Source organism: Prevotella jejuni (assembly GCF_900187995.1).
Lineage (GTDB): Bacteria > Bacteroidota > Bacteroidia > Bacteroidales > Bacteroidaceae > Prevotella > Prevotella jejuni.
Window position 1 is genome coordinate 1 of sequence record NZ_FZNZ01000026.1, and the last position, 17959, is coordinate 17959.

A 17959-nucleotide genomic window follows, 5' to 3' on the forward strand; every position below is an offset into this window, starting at 1 on the left:
ATGAGCCTAATAGCGTAAAGCTGATAAGGCTAATTGGTCTAATAGTTTATGGCTGATATGGTTAATGGGCCTAATAGTGTAGGGCTGATAGGGCTAATGGGCCTAATAGTGTAGGGCTGATAGGGCTAATGGGCCTAATAGTGATAGGCTGATAAGGCTAATTAGCCTAATAGTGTATGGCTGATAAGGCTTATGGGCCTGGCCTAATGCGTAAGGCTAATAAGACTGATGGGCCTAATAGAACAGGGGCTGATGGGGCTGATGGGGCTAATAGTGTAAGGCTGATAAGGCTAATGGGCCTAATAGTGTAGGGCTTATTGGCCTAATAGCGTTGGGCTGATAAGGCTAATGGGCCTAATAGTTTAGGGCTGATAAGGCTGATGGGGCTAATAGTGTAAGGCTGATAAGACTAATGGGACTAATGTTGTAGGGCTGACAAGACTAATGGGACTAATGTTGTTGGGCTGATATAGCTAATGGGCCTAATAGCGTAAGGCTAATAAGGCTGATGGGTCTAATAGTGTAGGACTAATGAGACTAATGGCGTAAGACTATAAGGCTAATGAACCTTATACTGTAGGGCTGATAAAGCTAATGAGACTAATGGCGTTGGGCTGATTGGGCTAATAGGCCTAATAGAATAGGGCTGATATGGCTAATGGGCCTAATAGCGTAAGGCTAATAAGGCTAATGGGTCTAATAGTGTAGAGCCTAATAGCGTAAGGCTGATTTGGCTGATGGACCTTATACTGTAGGGATAATAGGGCTGATGGGCCTATAGTGTTATATACTAACAGAGTATAGTTTTCATGCATAATTATAAAATAATTTGCTTTATATTATATTTTTTAATAACTTTGTAATGGTAATTAATCTATTACAACTCACTTTAAATACTTGGCTTAATCCAGCAAATTATCTCTTTATGTTATATCCTTTAAACTAACTTAATATGATTAATTTATATCGTTTTTTTACTTTAATGGTAGTTTTGATAAGTAGTAGTTTAGCTACTTTTGCACAATCCAATAACGTTCTGCCAACTGATTTAGGTCAGTCTATTCCTGTATTAGTGCTGCGAGGTACGTTTAGTAGTGAATACCAAAATGGGACAGTGGACTTTTATAGCTCACAAGGTGTAACTCCTGTCAGTTACGAGGCTAAGATAAAGTGGCGAGGAGGAAGTACTAACACTGAAGGTAAACATAAACGTAATTATAAGATAAAGTTTAAGGAGAAACAGCAGTTCTTCGGTTTGAAAGCTGACAAGAATTGGATATTAGATGCTGGTCAACAAGACTTGTTTAGACTGCGTAACCGTATAGCTACTGAGTTATGGACTGACTTTGCGTGTAAGCCTTACTACACTGCAGACGGAGCCGAGGTCGTTACCGGTGTTAGAGGCCGAGTGGTAGAGGTCTTCCTAAATGACGAGTATGTCGGAATTTATAGCTTGACAGAAACGATGGACAATAAGACGTTAGGTCTAAAACAGTCGAAGAAAGGCATTATCCACGGTCAGTTATGGAAGACGAGTGGGCGTGGATTATCGATGATGTATAATACTCCTTCAGCATTTGATAACACTTCTTCAACTTGGGATAGCTTTGAGACAAAGTATCCAGATATTAAGGATGTTAATCCTACAGACTATTCACCCTTATGGAAGGCTATTAACTTTGTAGTGAATAGTAGTGATGAGGAGTTCAAAGATTCAGTTGCTTACTATTTTGATTTACCTGTTGTTGAGGACTATTATATCTATACTCAAACTTTATGTGCAGTTGATAATATTGGAAAGAATATGTACTGGGCAATATATGACAGTAAGGAATCACCAAAGATTACTTTTGCTGTTTGGGATTTAGACTTGACAGTTGGTAACTCCTATCTTAAAGTTTATGATGAGAAATATACGTTACCTAACCATATCATAAAAGGGTATTTCAATTTGATAAAGCGTTTGATAGCCACGAATGCAGGTAATTTCAATTCACAGGTGAGGGAGCGATACTGGTCAGCAAGAAAGGATGTTTTGTCGACAGACAGTCTGATTGCACGTTATAAAAGCTATTACCAGTTATTAAAGAAATGTGGAGCAGCTGAAAGAGAAACACAGCGATGGAGTGGGGACACGGATATATTAGAGCAAAAGATTGATTATGACAAAGAGATGGAGCATATTGCCAATTGGATTACTCGTCACATGAAAGTGCTTGATAGGCAATTGTTTAATGATCCTAATGCTATAAAGCCTTCCCGAGTAGCAGCAAAAGAGTCGGATGATGTCTATACGCTTCAAGGAATAAAGGTCGATCCCAATCATTTGGGTAGTGGAGTTTACATCAAAGGTCGTAAGAAAATATTTATAAAATAGTAGCTTTACAAAACCAATATATGCTTTTTTTGATTTAAGAAGACGCCCTTCTTGCTTCAAGAACATGCCCTTCTTGCCTATAGAAGACGCCCTTCTTGAACCATGAAAGGCGTCTTCTTCGGTGTTGCTTGTAACCTTCTGAATATGTGATGGTTGCGAGTAACAATTAGTATGTATGTCTTGTACTTTCTCCCCAACCTCCTATACGAATTTACGTAACGATTTTTCGTAATGTAACAGACGCTGATAGGCGTTCTACACTATAATTATTGATAGTGTAGATAAGCTTATTTGATATTCCAAATGAGAGTCATTTGGTCGTGTGATTTAGATTCTACGTTACGCTCAATATCGTCAGGAAGATTACAGAAGAAGTCGATACCAGTTTTCTCCTCGAGTTCTTTGATGCTAACAACATAAGGTTTAAGTGATGTTCCGCTATTGTTTTCGTGCTTAAACCAGAAACCGATAGCTTTGTATTGCCACTCTCCTTGTCCTTTCACTTTATATTTCATCAGAGCAGCAGAGAAGAAATAAGTAGGGACAATAAACTTATTTCTGATATAGGTAAATTGTCCTTGATTGTCAATCGTACCGCCGCGGCAAATGAACAGTGTATCCTTAGATCCACCAGTGGCAGTGATGTAGGTTCTCATCTTCCTCTCCATCACTTCCCAGATACCAGCATTAAAGCCATGAACCTGCGGTTGCATATTACTAAGGAAGAAAGTTTGGTCATTAGACTCTCGGCTGTTCACCCTGTCTTGAGAGGGACAAAGGTGTCCATGGTCATAGCCAGATCCATAATAGGGGTCGTCTGAGAAGAAAGCATTAGCGGTCCATAGAGGGTCCATAGGGTAGAGGTTAGGACTTTTTGGTGACTTTCTTTCTGTATTCTGTTGTGCATTACTTGCATAAATCTGATAGCACGTCCATCGATTCGACATCTTCTCTATGTCCCATTCAACGCTATAATTCACCTCTCCAGTCCTCAGTTTATGAGTGAGGACAGTACTGTGACCATCCTTTAATTTAGGGAACTCCAAGTGATGTGTCTCACTACGTAAGTCTTTAAGATTAGAGTTTATGTTATTGGTAATATCCACCGTTCCCCCTGTATTAGTAGAACTATCATCATCCTTACTACATGCAGTAAACAAGGCGAGCGAAAGGAGTGTAACTACCCATACGTTTCTTTTTCGTGTTATCTTATACATTCTTTTGTTTTTGGGTGGTTGATGTAAAAGTTTTAATGTTGTTAGCGCAGTCAGAACAGGGGGCAACGCAATGCATCCCACTATTCACTTTACTCCATTAAATAGTAGACAAAAAAAGTGTTTGTGCTTTGTTGAAAGCAAAAGTGCGAGCAAACGTATATGCAACTACGTTTGTTCGCACTTTGTATGTAATAATGTCGAAGGGTATTATCGATTACTTCTTCAACTTACCGTAACGGCTCATGAAGCGGTCAACACGACCTGCTGTATCGACAAGCTTGCTCTTACCGGTATAGAATGGGTGAGAGGTGCTTGAGATTTCGACTTTTACCACTGGGTAAGTTTCGCCTTCAAATTCTACTGTCTCTGAAGTCTTGCATGTAGACTTTGTAAGGAACATATCACCGTTGGACATATCCTTGAATACGACGGGGCGATAGTTTTCTGGATGAATACCTTGTTTCATTTTGTTTTTATCTAATTGTTAATAATGTGCTTACTATTGTCTCTCCATTAACTAAAACGGAGTTAGACACTTTATAGGGTGCAAAATTACGAATAATTCTGCACCCTGCCAAATATTTTAAGCTGTTTTTTATTTAACTTCTACGTTCTTGATCTCCCATGTGCCAGCTGCTGATATTCCATCACAAGTGTAGAGGAAACCTATGCGGACATTGCTTTGGCCAGCATACGCAGAAAGATTACAAGTTGGAGTAACGAACTTCCAGTCTTTAGCAGGATACGTAGAAACAGGGACATCATGCCAAGTTGTTCCGTCAGTTGATACTTGAACTTTGAAGTTGTCAGCTGCTGTTGTGAAGAAGTTTGCTGCAACTTGGAAGGTTAAGGTTGCTGATGTCTTTCCAACAAGACTAAACGCTGGTGACTCTAAGCGACTTTGTGCTGCATAATTGGTATTATTCTTATATGATGATGCCTTCATCTGTTTTCTACTGGCATCATGTTTCCAAACGAAAGAAAGGCCTGCTGGGAGCGTAATATTATTGATAGTAAAGTTATCCATACCAGTCTCAAACTTAGCAGTAAGACCAGTAGCAGCAGGCTGAGGAGTTGAAGCACCGCTGATAGAGATAATCTTATTGTTCTTATCAACCTCCATGATGACCTTGCCCTGCTTATTGGTGAAAGCCTTTAAGTTACCCTTAACAACTACCGTCTGACCAGCCTGAAGGTCGGTCTTAGCAGCGAAGTCAGCACCATTAAGACCCTTACCAGAGAATACCTGGAGCGTCTTGTCCGTACCATTATCAGAGATATAGTAAGTGATACTCTTATAGTTCTCGTTATAAGAAACCACCTCAGAGATGATACCCTTAACGTAAGCCTCACCCGTAGTAGTCTGGTTAGCTTGAATCTTCTGTACAGCTTCAGCAACAGACCATGCCGTAGCCTCAGTGTTCAAGTCGGCTGTTGGTGTTGGCTGAGTAGCCTTATTGCCATTAAGCGAGTAGATATAGTTACCCTGTGTGAACTCCTTCGTACCCTTGAAGTTTACAAGTTTACCATAGACAACAACCTTATCACCAGCGTTAAGTTTGTCATTTGCAGTAAACTTCTTATTACCGAGCGCATAACCACGATAGACAGTTAGCTGTCCGTTAGTCGTTCCGTCGTCAGAGATGAGGTAGGTAGCGTTACCATAGTTGGCAGCGTCAATCTCCTTAACGCTAACGATAGTACCAGAAACATATACCTCTTTATCAAGGTCCTGACCCGCCTCAATATACTTTAAGGCAGCAGCAACGTTGAATGGGTCAGCCTCAGTACCTGTTCCAACAGTAGGAGTGGTAGGCGTGTTAGTATTGTTATTGGTATCCTCATCAAAGGTAACACTGTATGGAGCAGGGACGTTCTCACAACTTGTAAAGGCCGTAGCAGTCATCGCCAGCGCCATGATTGAATAAATAAACTTTTTCATATTCTGTATTGTTATTTGTCTTGTTAATTAATTGAGATAATCTTACTGTTGCGTCCAACCTGTGGGTTTGAGGTTGGTTCGTAGTAATCTAAGGTGCCAAGGATGACCACCTTCTTTCCTACAGCAATCTGTGATGCGCTTGTGAACTTATCGCCATTCAAGAACAAGCCACGGAACACCTGCAACTGGTCAGTTGGTGTACCATCGTTAGACAGGTAGTAGCGAGCATTACCATACTGAGTTGACACCTCATCTATCTGTGAGATGATACCCTTGATATAGTAAGTGTTAGCATCCTTCTTATTCAACTTAGCGTATGCCAAGGCACGTGTGATGTCCAATGGGTTAGTCTGTGTACCATCACCCTTGCCAGGGAGTCCCTTAAATGGGTCGACCTTCTCAGCAGCCTTGATGTCATCAAGAGAGCGGATGATAATTTCCCACTGGTTATTAAAGCGTTTGAAGATACCAACGATATCAACCTTACCCGTTGGAACCTTGCTATTAGCGAATTTAGCAAAGTTACTGTTGTAAACGATAACCTTTCTGCCATCCTGCTCGTTTAGGGTCCAGCTAACGCTACCCGCACCACCGTTAGCATCAGCGAAAGTATCAGTAACCTTACTGCTGTTGCTACTCTTAAAGCTAACGTTACGGATGATACCCAACTTACCACCATCAGTATCGAGGTCCCAAGTGGTAGTGTTGGTACCAGAAGCAAACTCAGTAGGTTCGACCTTATTGCCAGAAGAGAGAATCTTATAGTGCTGGTCCCAAACAGCACGGCTTATACGACCAATGGTTGTAGCGCCAGCAGCATTCATAGAAGGAACGCCAATCTGTGCCTGCTTACCATAGTTACCAACGTAAAGGTCCTTTAGACTAACCAAGATCTCCGTACCGATAGGTAGTGCACCATGCAATCCCCCCTGTGCAACACTAACAATAATAGCACCAGTTGCGTCCTGCAAAGCCAATTCCTGATAGATGTTACCAGCAACGTCAGTACTTGTAACCACCGCCTTAATCTTTATGTCGTCCGTAACCTTAGCATAGCTGATGCCATTACGATAGTCAGTAGCTATATAGTTAGCAAACTTACTCTTCAGTTGAGCAATAGAGATGACATTCGTCTCAGCCAGTTCGTTGTTGCCGTAAGGAGCTGAACCAGTATCAGCAGGTTCAGCGTAGCTATCGCCCATACATGCTGCAAAGAGCACGCAGACAGCTGCCATCATTAAATATTTCAGTTTCTTCATAATCGTTTCCTGTCGTTAGTTTTAGAATTTATAAGCTACATTCAACATACCATTGATACCATTTACATAATATTTCTTAGGATTGCGGTAGAAGTCGTATGCACGAGTTGTAGCCGCACCAGTTGTCTTGTTGACGGTATAGTTACTACGGCTCTGTTCATAACCACCACTAACAATCTTCTGATTGTTCAGTAAGTTGGTAATCATCAAGTTGATTGACAGACTTCCATGACGGAGATAAAGACTCTTACCGATAGACGCATCGAGCATAAAGCCCCCATGTCCCTCACTCTGTGCGTAAGGAGTATAATTGCCATCAGCATCCATACCGCCAAGGGAGGTACCCATTGTGCGGAGAGTATTGCCGTAACTAAGGCTTGGAGCGTAGGAGAGGTAGATACGATCATAGTAGTTACCGCTCAAGTCAATGAACCATCCACCTTTGTGATAGCTAAGGATAGCGCTGTAGACACTTAGTGGTGTACTTGCTTCGCGCATCCCCTTATTGTAAACAACATCCTTGTTGTAGGTGCTCTTAGTAGAATTCAAGTAGATAACATCCGCATTGTTAGCATTCTTAGCCTCGCTCCAAGTACCGAGAGTCTTGAAGTTAAGGAAGCTTGTGAGCTTGAAGTCAAGTCCCAACTCAATACCATAATAATTCTTCTTCATGTTAGTCATGCTAACGTATGTGAAGGAGTTAGCATCATCGAAATAGAAGTTCTGCCACTCGGTCACGTGTGTCATGTGGTTGTAGTAGCCACTGAGGTTAGCACGGAGCCAACTACCAGAGTACTGATAGCTAAGTTCGCTTGAGAAAACACGCTCATTGTGGAGGTTAAGAACAAAGTCATTATTCATCTCAGGAGCAGCAAAAGCGGTGTTAGCATTGGGTGCACGGTGCTCATAACCCAGTCCGAGAGAGATAACATTGCCGCCACCAAGGGTAATATTAGCGTTAGACTTGAAACCACCTGTTAGGAAATCAGCATGCTTACTCTTGCCGTCAGAATTGTCAGCAAACATACCATTGCGCATGTGACCTACACGATACATGTTGTCATAGCCAACTTTAGCAGCGATCATATAGTGGAGCTTGCCAATCGTCTGTGCGTAGTTTGACCAGAGCTGACCACGACGTACGTTGATGTTATAGTCGTAACCGAATGTATCGCCCTCATATACAAGCTTTCCTAAGCCCAAAGTACTCATTGTGTTAAGGTCGTATTGTACACGTGGGTCGGATGTTGCGTAGGTTCCGACAGCGTAAGTATTGATGTTATGGAAACTCTTTGCGCCCAAGAGGTCTTCCATTGTCTGATAGTGACGAGCTAAGGTTTGACCGAGAGAGAGACCAACGTTAAGTACTTTATTCTTACCGATACGGTTTGTAAGGGTAGAAGAAAGCCGTGTTGTCATCGCATCAGTGTGCTTAGCCTGCAAGTAGTAAAGAGCGTCCTCGCCGTTAGCTGCCGCCTGTCGGTTAGCATAGTAAAGGCGATCCCACTGAATTTGTCGATTCTCCTTATTGCCCCACCAGTTGACAGCTGTCTGCCAATCAGAGAAAGCCTGTGCTGTACGGTAGCGTGTATCATTCTGATCCCATACATCATAGTAGCTACTTGGAAGGTTCTTCCAGTAGTCAGGCTGTGGGTTCTCGCTATTGTTATAGTTCAGTTTCGTACTCTTATACATAGAATACTGAGCAAAGAGACTTGTCGTCAACTTCATCTTCTTGTTGATATCCCAATCCCAAGTGAGGATAGCAGAAGGTGCGAAATCGTTTACAACACGGCTATTGCGCTTGTGACCATTCTGATAACCCCAGTATGGATTGTACTGATAATCATTGGCAAGCCAGTAAGCCTCGTCAGTACTTGCGCCCTGTGTAGAACGCTCAGTTGGGTTACCCCATGTAGACAAAGCTAAAGAATGACCATTGTTCCACTTCTTCTGAACACCGAAGTAGTAAGACAATGAGTTATAGAAAGTACCCTCAACGTAACCACGGTTAGCCCAACGATAAGCAACGCTGGCAGCAATAGCCCAGCCCTTAGCGTTGAATCCACTTGCATAGTTGTACATACCACGAAGGGTATAGTTACGGTTTGCAGCAGAAAGAGTGATACGATGACCACCTGCCATTGAACCAGCACGGAAATCATAGTTGTTAGTTCCAGCCAAGGCAGTCATTGAGAAGTTGTTATTCTCAAATGGAAGTGCATAGTCAACGTTACGTGTCTGTTGGTTAATACCACCAACCATAGAATAGCGGAACTGGCCACTTTCCATATCGTTCATAGGTGCTCCATTGATATAAACATCGTTATATTTCTGGTTCAGAGCACGGTAACGGAACCGCATGGGCGAATACAAGAAACCCACTTGTGAAGCATAGACGTTACTGTTTGAGTTGAGAATCGTTACATTTTCGTTCATGTCATTGTTCTCACCTAACTGCGCTTCAGTGAAGGTGAACGCCGATTCATCCATAGCGTTGGCCGTCTGCTCCTGCTGGCTCGTCTTTGTATCGGTATTCTGTGCGACCATCATAGACGAACTACATAGTGCTAAAACGGCAAGTTTCAGCTTTTTCTGCATAGTTGATTACATTAATAGGTGTTATACTATAGACTGCAAAGTAACGAAATAAATTTGGAAATAGAAAGTCTTTTTGATGAATTTTTCGAGAATTATGCGTAAATGTCGGATTAATTGCCGATATTTGCAAACCAAACGAGACTGTGTTCTGGGATTTGGTTACGAGCGTCATGTTGTCTATAGTTTGTAGGCAAGGTTAGACCCAATTATGCTCTTGTATCCGTTTTATTATTGAAATCCAGGTTGAAGGTAGTCTTCGTTCAGACACGCTGATAAAAACAACAACATAAAAGATAATGAGAAAGTTACTATTAGTTCTTTTCTGTACCGTGTTATTTGGTACATCGGCTTCTGCTCAGAAGAAGTTTTCTGTTTATGCTATAGGCTTTTATAATGTAGAAAACTTGTTTGATACAACACATGATGAGGGTAAAAATGACCACGATTTCACACCGACAGGAAGTTACCAGTGGAACGAGATGAAGTATAATCATAAGTTGCATAACATGGCATCAGTATTGGCAGAGATGGGTACAGATGTTCTTCCGAATGTTGGTTGTGCGGTTATAGGATTAGCAGAGGTTGAGAACGACCATGTAATGAGCGACCTCACATCCCAACCAGAGTTATCGGCACGTGGCTATAAGTATGTACATATCGAGGGACCCGACCATCGTGGCATCGATTGTGCACTGATTTATAATCCGAAGCTCTTCACTGTAAGAGACACAAAGTTAGTGCCTTACGTATATGATCTACCAAAGGATAGTACTCGTGCGACGCGTGGCTTCCTCACTGTAAGCGGTACATTGGCAGGCGAACACGTAACGATTGTAGTGTGCCATTTGCCAAGTCGTGGTGCAGGTTCTTACTATCGTGAGTTAGGAGGCAAGCAGGTAAAGGCATTGAAGGACTCCCTTCTTCGTGAAGACCCAAAGGTTAAGGTACTTGTGATGGGCGATATGAATGACGACCCAACGAACAAGAGTATACATGAGTGTCTATCTGCAAAGGGCGAAATCAGCGAGGTTGGTGCAGGTGACATGTACAACCCATGGTATAACATCCTTGTTAAGGAGGGTACAGGAACCTTGCAGTATCAGGGTAAGTGGAACCTTTTTGACCAGATAATCATGACTCCTAACTTATTAAATAAGGATGGTAAGAAAGACTTTTCAGAGTTGAAATACTGGAAGAACCAAATCTTCCGTCGTGATTATCTATTCCAAGAATCTGGTAAATACAAGGGTAATACCAAGCGAACCACGGCTGGTGGTGTGTGGCTTGACGGTTATTCAGACCACTTACCAGTTGTAACTTACTTTGTAAAGCAGCAGTAGAGGTTATTAGGCTTATTATGGCTAATTGCCCCAATAAGCCTTATTGATAATAGTAAGACAATGGAAATAGAGACACATCCCTTTGAGCCTTGGCTCCCATCGAACGCTAAGTTATTGCTTTTAGGAACTTTTCCACCAGCACCAAAACGGTGGTGTATGGAGTGGTATTACCCTAATTACACGAATGACATGTGGCGTATCTTTGGTCATATCTTCTTTGGTGATAAGCAGTACTTTGTGGACGAAGAGAATAAAACATATAAGCTCGACTTACTCAAGCCGTTCTTGAAAGAAAAGGGAATAGCCATCTTCGACACAGCCTTGCGTATCTATCGAACGACAGGTACGGCATCAGATAAAGACTTAGAAATAGTTGAGCGTGCTGACCTTGATGGCATGCTTCGTTCACTACCTGAGTGTAAGGCTGTGTTAGCTGCTGGTCAGTTGGCGACAACGGTTTTTACAGAACATTATGGTATTGATGCGCGAAAGATGAAGATGGGAGATCGCAGGGAGTTTAGCTTTGAGAATCGGACATTATACCTTTACCGTGAGCCAAGTAGTAGCCGTGCTTATCCGATGAAGGTGGAGAAGAAGGCTGAGTATTACGAAAGGATGTTTAGGGATTTGGGGATATTAGGCTAATAAGGGCAATGGGGCTTATATGTCTAATGGGCCTAATAGGGCTAATAACCCAATGGGGCTTATGGGGCTAATGGGCCTAATAGGGCTAATAACCCAATGGGGCTTATGGGGCTAATGGGCCTAATAGGGCTAATAACCCAATGGGGCTTGTATGGCTAATGGGCCTAATAGGGCTAATGACCCAATGGGCCTAATAAGGCTGATAGGGCCAATAAGGCTAATAATCCTAATAATTAAGAATAATAAAAATCAATCAAGATGAAGGATAAAATAACTATCATTGGCATAGCCGGTGGAACAGGTTCAGGAAAGACCACCGTAGTAAAGAAAATTGTAGAGAGTCTTCCTCCTCATTATGTGGCTGTTGTACCATTAGATTCATATTACAATGACACGACAGAACTTACCGATGAAGAGCGTAAGGCAATCAACTTCGACCACCCAGATGCCTTCGACTGGAAATTACTGATTAAGCAGGTCAATGAGCTTCGAGAGGGAAGAGCAGTCGAGCAGCCAACCTACAGTTATATTCTCAGCAACCGTTTACCAGAGACTATCCATGTAGAACCAAAGCCAGTGATTATCGTTGAGGGTATTATGGCCTTGAGTAACAGACGTCTACGAGAGATGATGGACCTCAAGATATTCGTTGACTGCGACCCAGACGAGCGTCTTATCCGTAATATTCAGCGTGACACAATCGACCGTGGTCGTACTGTTTCAATGGTAGTTGAGCGTTATTTAGAGGTGTTGAAGCCTATGCACGAGCAGTTTATAGAGCCAACAAAGCGTTATGCAGATATTATCATCCCGCAAGGAGGTGAGAATGTGAAGGGTATCAGTATCCTTTGTAAGTATATCGAAGGACTGATGCCAGAAGATAAAGGCGAGTAAATAGCAAGTCAGAGCTTGTTTTTTAGGGAGATATTGGGCTTATTAGGCTAATAAGGCTAATAAGGCCAATAACAAAAAAGATACAGCATTAAAGGGCAAACCCTTTGATGCTGTATCTTTATTATATAAGGTGTTAGATTTATCTAATTCTGTCAGCTGCTCTTACCAAGGCCTCATCAGCAAGGATAGCGTGGCGTGCAAGCCACAAGAGGACGAAAGCGACGAGTGGTAGACAGGCTGCGAACTCAATATGGAAAGTAAAGCCATTCATGGAAATCTGGCTGAACACGCCATAAACCACATACCATCCAATAATCATCAACATCGAGAAAGCACAGGCACGAGCCTGACGTTTACGATTATGATAGTCGAAGATAGCAAAGAGGTTGATAGGGCAAGTAACTAAGAGAATAGCAAACAAAGCCCACACACTAAAGTCTTTACCTCCATTCGCATTGCTTATCCATAGGTTCATCAACGTACTCTCTGTACCCATCCCTTTTGGTTCAAAGCTCCCCACAGGCAAGCACAGACAAGCAATAGATGCCAGCAATGCCAGAAACAAGAATATTGTTTGTTTCCTTTGTATCATAGTTTTTAATATTCTTCCTCGTTCAGAGCATCCTTAGAAGGGTCGCGCCAATAAACGTCACCATCCAAAAACTCCTCTGTAGCCAACAGTGTTGGCTTAGGCAGTTTCTCGTAATAACGGCTAATCTCAATCTGCTCACGGTTCTCGAAAACCTCGTCAAGAGAATCGTTATAAGAAGCAAACTCAGCAAGTTTCTTACTCAAGTCCTGCTTTATTTCAACCGAGATCTGGTTTGCTCTCTTTGCTATGATAGCAACACTTTCATAGATGTTACCAGTATCTTTCCACAACTCCTGAACATCTCGGGTTACCGTATTTGACGGTGCTTTTGACTTCTTGTAATCCATTCTAATTGTCTATATTTTATAAGTCTGTTATTCTTTAATCTTTTGTAATCTGCTTACACTTCTTGATATATTCCTCAGCTGTCTTGCGCTCCTTTGACTCTGGGTACTCATTGATAAATCCGTAGCACTCGTCTTCGGCATCTTGGAAACGTTGAACCTTCTTCTCCTCGACACTCATCTGCGCCAGTTCAAACTTGCTCTTCATAACGAGTATGGCGAATTTCTCACGTAAGTCGCTATAAGGATAGTCGTTCAGAGCGTTTTGTGCTGTGATGATGCAAGCCTCATAGTTGTTACCGCCACTGGTACAGTTACCAAAGTAAGAGCCAAGATTATAGTATAACTTTGCATTAAGATACTCCTTACGAACGAGCTTGTCTTGTAAGGCGAAGAGTCGCTGTTGGGCCGTTCCTTTCATTTTACCATTAGGGTAGATGTCCAAATACTCTTGGAAGGCAGCAATCGCAGCGATGGTAGGTGTCTGGTCAAGACGTGGCTCTGGTGTACCCTCGAAAAGACTTTGTCCGATGTAGAACGATGCCATCTCAGCATATTGTCCACGTGGATAGGTCTGGTAATACTTCTTAAATGTCTCAGAAGCAGCCTGATAGTCTTTCAGTCCATACTCCGCCATAGCCAGCATATAAAGACATTCTTGCGCATTATCCGTACCTTTTTCAACCATTACAAGGTCTTGCAAGAGAGGAACGGCAAAGCCATATTTCCCCTTTGCAAAGCATTCCTTTGCAAATTCGTATTTATAGGCATTGTTCGTAGTCTTATAGACTTTATTATATTCCTGAGCACAACTGGTCAGGAGTAAGGCAGCGCAAATGCCAACGAAAATTCTTTTCTTCATAATTTGACTTTGAACTGCAAAGTTACATATTATTCTATAAATACGCAAAGGAGGTATGCTTTTTTATCATAAAATCACTATTAATTGTATATTATCAGCGATTTTTTATATCTTTGCAAGCAAAGATTGATTCACTTGACGTGTAGGAAATGAACTTCAAACTAACATCGAAATATAAGCCGACAGGCGACCAACCAGAAGCAATAAAGGAACTAACAGACGGACTGGAGCGTGGCGATAAGAGCCAAGTGCTCTTGGGTGTGACGGGTTCGGGTAAGACCTTCACCGTTGCCAACGTCATTGCAAATGTCAATAAGCCAACACTTATCTTGTCGCATAACAAGACCTTGGCTGCACAGCTTTATGAGGAGATGAAAGGATTCTTCCCTGATAATGCTGTGGAGTATTATGTCTCTTATTATGACTACTATCAGCCTGAGGCTTATATGCCTGTGACAGACACCTACATAGAGAAGGACTTGGCTATTAATGACGAGATTGATAAGCTCAGACTGTCTGCCGTATCTTCTTTATTGTCAGGTCGTAAGGACGTGATCGTCGTGTCTTCCGTCTCATGTATCTATGGTATGGGAGCACCAGTAGCGATGAAAGAGAACGTCATCTCCGTTAAGAAGGGTCAAGTCATTGACCGTAATGATTTCTTACGTCGCTTGGTAGATGCACTCTACATGCGTAACGACATCGAACTACAGCGTGGTAACTTCCGTGTGAAGGGCGATACTGTCGACATAGCGATGGCTTATAACGACAATGTCCTGCGTATCACGTGGTGGGATGATGAGATTGACTCTATCGAGGAGGTGGATGCTGTCGACTTCCACCGCCTTGCCACCTTCGATGCCTACGAGGTCTACCCTGCCAATCTCTTTGTTACATCTAAGGAGCAGACCGAAGGGGCGATCCGTCAGATACAAGATGACTTAGTGAAACAGGTTGACTTCTTCAACGAGGTTGGCGACCATATCAAGGCACAACGTATCAAGGAACGAGTAGAGTATGACATTGAGATGATTAAGGAACTCGGTCATTGTTCGGGTATCGAGAACTATTCTCGCTATTTCGATGGGCGTGAGGCGGGTATGCGACCTTACTGTTTGCTCGACTTCTTCCCGCAGGATTACCTCATGGTGATTGATGAGAGCCATGTTAGCGTACCGCAGATTTCAGCGATGTATGGCGGCGACCGTGCGCGAAAGAAGAATCTTGTGGAATATGGTTTCCGTCTTCCTGCTGCCTTCGACAACCGTCCGTTGCGTTTTGAGGAGTTCCATAGCCTCATTCATCAGATTATCTATGTGTCAGCCACACCAGCCGACTTCGAGTTAGCTGAGTCTGAGGGCGTTGTCGTTGAACAGCTCATTCGTCCGACGGGACTGCTCGATCCGGAGATTGAGGTGCGTCCTTCTGAAAATCAGATAGACGACCTTATGAACGAAATCGTTATCCGTGCCGAGAAAGAAGAGCGTGTCCTCGTGACGACACTGACCAAGCGTATGGCCGAGGAGCTTACCGAATACCTGCTGAACCATGATATCCGAACGGCTTACATCCATAGTGATGTGGCCAGTTTGGACCGTATTAAGATTATCAACGACCTCCGTGCGGGTATTTATGATGTCCTTGTGGGTGTCAACCTACTACGTGAGGGATTAGACCTACCAGAGGTTTCCTTGGTGGCCATCCTTGATGCCGATAAAGAGGGATTTCTCCGTAGTCATAGAAGTCTGACGCAGACGGCCGGACGTGCAGCACGTAACGTACATGGAAAGGTGATTATGTATGCCGATACCATTACGGAGAGCATGCAGAAGACCATCGACGAGACCTTACGTAGGCGTACGAAACAGCTGAAATACAATGAAGAAAATCATATCACACCACAGCAAATCGTTAAGGCTATTAAGGGTACGCTGCCAGTGGGTGGTGAGACGAATGTCACCTCACAGACCGCTTCTATCAGTAAGAATATAGGACAAGCCTACGTCGAGCCTAATGATGATATCCTATATGCTGCCGACCCAATTGTTGCGAAGATGAGTAAGGCACAGTTGGAGAAGAGTATTGCCAACACAACTGCCCTTATGAAGCAGGCAGCAAAAGACCTCGACTTCCTCCAAGCAGCGCAGTATCGTGACGAGATTATCCGTCTACAAAAGGAGTTGGAAGCCAAGTAATGTATCGACTTTTACGTGATGTGTAGAGCGAAAAAATTTCTAAACGATTCTCTATTGTGTCTGAACGTGTCGTTGTCATGGGTAACTTCTTCCCCAACCTCTCCCTAACAGGGAACAGCGTAACCGCCGTGGTGCCCCCTATAAGATAGCGGATAAAAGAAGAAAGAACGGTGAATGTGTGTGTGGAAATTGTAAGGATATTTTGTTAATCACATTCCTCTCATTTCGAAGAGAGGCCAGAGATGGGGTAAGAAGACGCCCTTCTCCGTTTAAGAACATGCCCTTCTTGCATTAAGAAAACGCCCTTCTTGATGCAAGAAGGGCATGTTCTTAAATGCAGTTTGTAATGTATTGTCTTGCTGTGTGTTATGAGTTTGTTTCTATGCTGTATGCTTCTCCTATGTTGCGGGTGTTTGGTTTGGATCTATGTAATGATTTTTTACGATATTATTGACGTTCCTGAAGTATGAAGAGAGCATCGTGCTTGCCCCATGAATGACACTGAAAGAAATAGAGGATAGTTTTCCTTTCCCATAGAAAAACCAGCATTAAGACTCATGGAAAAGCGGATGAAGCCTATAAATCAATAGCAGAAAGCAATAAAAAAAAGATAAAAACTTATCGAAAGGTTCGATAAAGCAAACAATAATTTGTATCTTTGCTTGTTAAATTATCATTAGATAAAAGTTTGTGATTATGAAGAGAACGTTGATATTCCTATTTCTGTGTATCCCTTTGATGGCTTTGGCACAGACCACACTGACCCCAGAACAGAAGTTAGAGCAGGCACAGCGCCAGTTAGAAGAGGCTAAAGCTGCTTTGGAACAGGCTAAGGCTGATGCTGCAAAAGCCAAGGCTGAGGCTGAAGCCAAGGCCAAGAAAGAGGCTGAGGACAAGGCGAAAGCAAGCGAAGTGGAGAAGAAGATTGCTGAGATGAACGCTGAGGCTGAACGCTTGAGTCGTGAGGCTGCTGCACTGCGTGAGGCTGCTAATAAGGCACAGACGGGTACGAAGACTACTACGCCGAAGGCAAATACTGCCACAAACACGGTGGGTAATACGACGTCTGACGCATGGGTCGTTCCGACAACAGCTGCCACAGCGGCCGTGCGTACGAAGAATGTGGACACAGATAGCAAGGCTAACAAGGACATTTATCTACAGAAAGGACTCATACCAGAGGTCAACGGACAAGTGATGTGGACGGAGACAATAAGTGTGCCGGGCGCTACTGCTGACGAACTCTACGATAAGGCTTTTGCTTATCTGACGGCTTTGACGCAGGATAAAAACCAGTTAGAGGGTAGTAAGGTGGCCTTGGTTAATAAGGGAGAGCATAGCATTGTGGCCACAATACGTGAGAAGTTAATCTTCTCTTCTTCGTTCCTTTCACTCGACTTCACCCAGTTTAATTATGTCTTGCAGGCTACCTGCCATGACGGAGAGGCTACGCTGACGATGAACCGTCTGACTTATCGCTATGATGTTCAGGGTAATGTGTCTGACTTGTCAGCAGAGCAATGGATTACAGATAAGTATGCTGTGAACAAAAAACATACTCGTCTCTTACCTGTATCAGGTAAGTTTCGTCGTGCAACGGTCGACCGTAAGAACGCAATCTTTGATGGTTTTGCACAGGCTTTGAAGTAGTCTGTATGCAAGACATCACTTAATGAAATTAGAATACAGAT

At 42.9% G+C, this 17959-nt stretch carries 14 protein-coding genes; 6 read left to right on the top strand and 8 right to left on the bottom strand.

Annotated features, from left to right (window positions below; all coding sequences use genetic code 11):
- Window positions 1-952 precede the first annotated feature (952 nt).
- Window positions 953-2377 (top strand): CotH kinase family protein, encoded by a 1425-nt coding sequence (locus CHB62_RS10240; protein WP_089366767.1) that lies wholly within the window; start codon window positions 953-955, stop codon window positions 2375-2377.
- 287 nt (window positions 2378-2664) lie between these two features.
- On the opposite strand, the gene CHB62_RS10245 is transcribed toward CHB62_RS10240, so the two are convergent.
- From CHB62_RS10245 to CHB62_RS10265, 5 genes are all read right to left on the bottom strand, one after another.
- Window positions 2665-3594 (bottom strand): DNA/RNA non-specific endonuclease, encoded by a 930-nt coding sequence (locus tag CHB62_RS10245; protein WP_089366768.1) that lies wholly within the window; start codon window positions 3592-3594, stop codon window positions 2665-2667.
- Window positions 3595-3808: 214 nt separating this feature from the next.
- A complete protein-coding gene (locus tag CHB62_RS10250; protein ID WP_004361523.1) occupies window positions 3809-4060 on the bottom strand; it encodes a type B 50S ribosomal protein L31 in 252 nt (83 codons plus the stop codon).
- A gap of 129 nt (window positions 4061-4189) precedes the next feature.
- Window positions 4190-5536 carry a choice-of-anchor J domain-containing protein gene (locus CHB62_RS10255; RefSeq protein ID WP_089366769.1) on the bottom strand — a complete coding sequence of 449 codons (1347 nt, stop codon included), beginning with the start codon at window positions 5534-5536 and terminating at the stop codon, window positions 4190-4192.
- 23 nt (window positions 5537-5559) lie between these two features.
- A complete protein-coding gene (locus CHB62_RS10260) occupies window positions 5560-6795 on the bottom strand; it encodes a DUF5689 domain-containing protein (protein ID WP_089366770.1) in 1236 nt (411 codons plus the stop codon).
- A 21-nt stretch (window positions 6796-6816) separates the two neighbouring features.
- Window positions 6817-9396: a porin family protein gene (locus CHB62_RS10265; protein ID WP_089366771.1), complete on the bottom strand. Its 2580-nt coding sequence runs from the start codon at window positions 9394-9396 to the stop codon at window positions 6817-6819.
- A gap of 296 nt (window positions 9397-9692) precedes the next feature.
- On the opposite strand from CHB62_RS10265, the gene CHB62_RS10270 reads away from it, so the two are divergent.
- From CHB62_RS10270 to udk, 3 genes are all read left to right on the top strand, one after another.
- The gene (locus CHB62_RS10270; RefSeq protein ID WP_089366772.1) at window positions 9693-10736 is read left to right on the top strand and encodes an endonuclease/exonuclease/phosphatase family protein; all 1044 of its coding nucleotides are present in this window, start codon (window positions 9693-9695) and stop codon (window positions 10734-10736) included.
- Window positions 10737-10796: 60 nt separating this feature from the next.
- Window positions 10797-11381, top strand: coding sequence for a uracil-DNA glycosylase family protein (locus CHB62_RS10275; protein WP_009013168.1), 585 nt, complete (start codon window positions 10797-10799; stop codon window positions 11379-11381).
- Between the two features lie 258 nt (window positions 11382-11639).
- Complete coding sequence (gene udk, locus CHB62_RS10280; protein WP_009013167.1) at window positions 11640-12275, top strand: uridine kinase; 636 nt, start codon at window positions 11640-11642, stop codon at window positions 12273-12275.
- Window positions 12276-12414: 139 nt separating this feature from the next.
- Here the strand turns inward: udk and CHB62_RS10285 are convergent, their stop codons facing one another.
- The 3 genes from CHB62_RS10285 to CHB62_RS10295 are packed head-to-tail and all read right to left on the bottom strand — an operon-like array spanning window position 12415 to window position 14073.
- Window positions 12415-12867, bottom strand: a complete 453-nt coding sequence (locus tag CHB62_RS10285; RefSeq protein ID WP_009013166.1) for a DUF4293 domain-containing protein — start codon at window positions 12865-12867, stop codon at window positions 12415-12417.
- 5 nt (window positions 12868-12872) lie between these two features.
- Entirely contained in the window at window positions 12873-13214 is a 342-nt protein-coding gene (locus tag CHB62_RS10290; protein WP_089366773.1) for a DNA-directed RNA polymerase subunit omega, read from the bottom strand.
- A 34-nt stretch (window positions 13215-13248) separates the two neighbouring features.
- Window positions 13249-14073 (bottom strand): outer membrane protein assembly factor BamD, encoded by an 825-nt coding sequence (locus tag CHB62_RS10295; RefSeq protein WP_042856469.1) that lies wholly within the window; start codon window positions 14071-14073, stop codon window positions 13249-13251.
- A gap of 149 nt (window positions 14074-14222) precedes the next feature.
- On the opposite strand from CHB62_RS10295, the gene uvrB reads away from it, so the two are divergent.
- Both uvrB and CHB62_RS10305 read left to right on the top strand, forming a co-directional pair.
- On the top strand, window positions 14223-16268 hold the full coding sequence (gene uvrB, locus CHB62_RS10300) for an excinuclease ABC subunit UvrB (RefSeq protein ID WP_089366774.1): 2046 nt from the start codon (window positions 14223-14225) through the stop codon (window positions 16266-16268).
- Between the two features lie 696 nt (window positions 16269-16964).
- Entirely contained in the window at window positions 16965-17918 is a 954-nt protein-coding gene (locus CHB62_RS10305) for a DUF4468 domain-containing protein (protein ID WP_089366775.1), read from the top strand.
- Window positions 17919-17959: the final 41 nt, after the last annotated feature.

Excerpts from the sequence above, each read along its gene's own strand:
- CHB62_RS10240 (WP_089366767.1), top strand. The coding sequence starts at position 953 with ATGATTAATTTATATCGTTTTTTTACTTTAATGGTAGTTTTGATAAGT.
- CHB62_RS10245 (WP_089366768.1), bottom strand. The coding sequence starts at position 3,594 with ATGTATAAGATAACACGAAAAAGAAACGTATGGGTAGTTACACTCCTT.
- CHB62_RS10250 (WP_004361523.1), bottom strand. The coding sequence starts at position 4,060 with ATGAAACAAGGTATTCATCCAGAAAACTATCGCCCCGTCGTATTCAAG.
- CHB62_RS10255 (WP_089366769.1), bottom strand. The coding sequence starts at position 5,536 with ATGAAAAAGTTTATTTATTCAATCATGGCGCTGGCGATGACTGCTACG.
- CHB62_RS10260 (WP_089366770.1), bottom strand. The coding sequence starts at position 6,795 with ATGAAGAAACTGAAATATTTAATGATGGCAGCTGTCTGCGTGCTCTTT.
- CHB62_RS10265 (WP_089366771.1), bottom strand. The coding sequence starts at position 9,396 with ATGCAGAAAAAGCTGAAACTTGCCGTTTTAGCACTATGTAGTTCGTCT.
- CHB62_RS10270 (WP_089366772.1), top strand. The coding sequence starts at position 9,693 with ATGAGAAAGTTACTATTAGTTCTTTTCTGTACCGTGTTATTTGGTACA.
- CHB62_RS10275 (WP_009013168.1), top strand. The coding sequence starts at position 10,797 with ATGGAAATAGAGACACATCCCTTTGAGCCTTGGCTCCCATCGAACGCT.
- udk (WP_009013167.1), top strand. The coding sequence starts at position 11,640 with ATGAAGGATAAAATAACTATCATTGGCATAGCCGGTGGAACAGGTTCA.
- CHB62_RS10285 (WP_009013166.1), bottom strand. The coding sequence starts at position 12,867 with ATGATACAAAGGAAACAAACAATATTCTTGTTTCTGGCATTGCTGGCA.
- CHB62_RS10290 (WP_089366773.1), bottom strand. The coding sequence starts at position 13,214 with ATGGATTACAAGAAGTCAAAAGCACCGTCAAATACGGTAACCCGAGAT.
- CHB62_RS10295 (WP_042856469.1), bottom strand. The coding sequence starts at position 14,073 with ATGAAGAAAAGAATTTTCGTTGGCATTTGCGCTGCCTTACTCCTGACC.
- uvrB (WP_089366774.1), top strand. The coding sequence starts at position 14,223 with ATGAACTTCAAACTAACATCGAAATATAAGCCGACAGGCGACCAACCA.
- CHB62_RS10305 (WP_089366775.1), top strand. The coding sequence starts at position 16,965 with ATGAAGAGAACGTTGATATTCCTATTTCTGTGTATCCCTTTGATGGCT.